4 protein-coding genes are annotated in these 2,301 nt (G+C 37.2%); all 4 read left to right on the top strand.

Features of this window, described 5'->3' with window-relative positions:
* The coding region (locus AC55NX_RS20565; protein WP_496997425.1) for a family 4 glycosyl hydrolase at positions 1–299 on the top strand (299 nt) is incomplete at its 5' end.
* Between the two features lie 120 nt (positions 300–419).
* A complete protein-coding gene (locus AC55NX_RS20560; RefSeq protein ID WP_496997424.1) occupies positions 420–794 on the top strand; it encodes a RidA family protein in 375 nt (124 codons plus the stop codon).
* A gap of 314 nt (positions 795–1,108) precedes the next feature.
* Positions 1,109–1,477, top strand: coding sequence for a RidA family protein (locus AC55NX_RS20555; RefSeq protein WP_496997423.1), 369 nt, complete (start codon positions 1,109–1,111; stop codon positions 1,475–1,477).
* A gap of 344 nt (positions 1,478–1,821) precedes the next feature.
* The coding region (locus AC55NX_RS20550; protein WP_496997422.1) for a GNAT family N-acetyltransferase at positions 1,822–2,301 on the top strand (480 nt) is incomplete at its 3' end.

Here is a 2,301-nt window from a genome sequence, read left to right as displayed (position 1 = left end):
CTGAGCTACCAAATGATTGCGCAATTGAGGCGACTTCTGTTATTACATCATGTGGCGCTATGCCTCTAAACTTGGAGCCTATTGTTAATCCTGCAATAAGAGGCACTCTACAGCTTCAGAAAGCTTTTGAAGAACTGACAGTTAAAGCTGGTGTTACAGGAGACTATGCCACTGCTCTACAGGCTTTGACTATTAATCCATTAGTTCGAAAAGGCACAGTTACTAAAGATATTTTAGACGACATGTTGGAGATTAATTCAAAATACCTCCCTCAATTTAAACATGTCGCAGTTAAATAGGTTAAAAATGTGTTTATTAGCCTATAGATGATGGTTTTAATATATATTTCTGAGGCATCCTTTGGGATGCCTTTCGTAAGAATATATACAAAATATATTGAATTAAATAAGTGAAAAATTATGAATCCTATTTTTTCAGATAAAGCACCTAAGGCAGTCGGCCCATATTGTCATGCAATGGAAAGTAAAGGTATGTTATACCTTTCAGGTCAACTTCCTATTGATCCTGAAACAATGAAAATTGTTTCTAGTGATGTAGAGTTACAAACGAAACAATGTTTAAAAAATATTAGTTCAATCCTATTCGAAGCTGGATGTAGTTTGAACAGCGTTGTCAAAACGACTATTTTTTTACGAGATATGGATAATTTTGTTAAGATAAATGCAATATATGACGAATTCTTTGGCTCCCACAAACCTGCTCGATCATGTATTGAAGTTACAAGATTACCAATGGATGCAAATATTGAAATAGAGTTAATAGCAGAAATGTAGCTTTTATTTGTATTATTTCCAACTAGTTCGATGAAAGAGTTGCAGAAAGATCTTAACGATCGGTATATCGTGACTTTTTCATCGTTGAATTCTCCCTGGCTGAGTCAGTGTAAGCCGAAGAACTCTAAAATGATATGCCCCTAGTTTAAGGGATGGTTACACTCGGATCAGAACTAAAGCAAGCATCGAAACAACGCATTAATAGGTGTCTTTTCATATTAATGATACTGTTTTTTTATACAGTTAATCACAAAACTTAATAATAAACAGGAATATACTACGGCATGTTTGAACTGATATAGAGGTGTATGAGCATGTTAAGCATTAAACGTGGTGACGTAAATGAAAAATGGGCACATTCGGGTTATGTTGTAGCCGGAGATTTTATGTATCTTGGTTACTGTGTCGGGAGTGTTGGAAAAACGTTAGAAGAGCAGATAAATGGTGCATTTGATGATATGGAAAGGAAACTGAAAATGGAAGGAATTACACTAGACCATGTTGTAAAAATAGATGTTCTTTTCAGAGATGTTTGGGAAATTCCACTATTAGAGAAAGTAATCAAAGAACGGTTTAAAAATGGTTATCCCGCAAGAAAAACAATATCTACAGAGTTCGCTCATAAAGGAGGAAGAGATGGATTGCATGTGCAGATTGATGGTATCGCGTACATAGGTCAATAAACAATTTATCCATTAATCTAGTGTGCTCACCAACCCGTTGTTCACACATTTGATGAACAGGCAGTATGGATTGTTGCTCGGGAAGTTTTCCGGAACGAATCGAGTAGATGTATGCTGAGAAACTTTGTAATTAGTAACGGACTCTTTGTAATTAGTAACGGACTCATAGAGGTGAGGCCATTATTCCTGTAGTTTGGAGGAAGACATACTGAACCGTCATAATACGAGCAGCATGTCCCAATTTGTTGAGGGCACTTGTCCAATCAAGTACTCAGCCACACGTTTCGAGTTCCAGAGGAAATCTATGTCCTTTGTAAGGAATAAGACAGTATTAGAGGGTTAGGATGTACAATATAATTAATGTCCATAATTATTCACTAGGACTCGAAAAATGCGTTGATTACATCCATTCCAAATGGGGGAGTGATAAAAACTATTCATATTTCAATGACGCGATTCGAAATTCGAGTGTCAATGAAAACGCCATTCCGCAGTTTTACGTTTTAGTGCATCAAGAACAAATCGTAGGTTGCTATGGACTGATAGTTAATGACTTCATTAGTCGCCACGATCTATTCCCTTGGTTTAGCTCTTTGTTCGTAGAGACAGAGCACAGAGGTAAAAATTTGAGTGAAACATTATTCAAACATGCAGGTTGTCGTGCTGAGGCTATGGGTTATAGGAGCTTGTATTTGACCACGGATCACGAGGGCTTCTATGAAAGGTTTGGTTGGCAGCGTATTTCCGATGGCTACGATCCTTCAGGAGAAAGGACTCGAATTTACAAAATGCCTTTGGCAGGCACCATCCAAAGCGTTCAAAGT

The organism is Vibrio rubrogenes, assembly GCF_059641415.1.
This window is presented reverse-complemented; position numbering and strand designations above follow the sequence as displayed.

Excerpts from the sequence above, each read along its gene's own strand:
- AC55NX_RS20560 (WP_496997424.1), top strand. The coding sequence starts at position 420 with ATGAATCCTATTTTTTCAGATAAAGCACCTAAGGCAGTCGGCCCATAT.
- AC55NX_RS20555 (WP_496997423.1), top strand. The coding sequence starts at position 1,109 with ATGTTAAGCATTAAACGTGGTGACGTAAATGAAAAATGGGCACATTCG.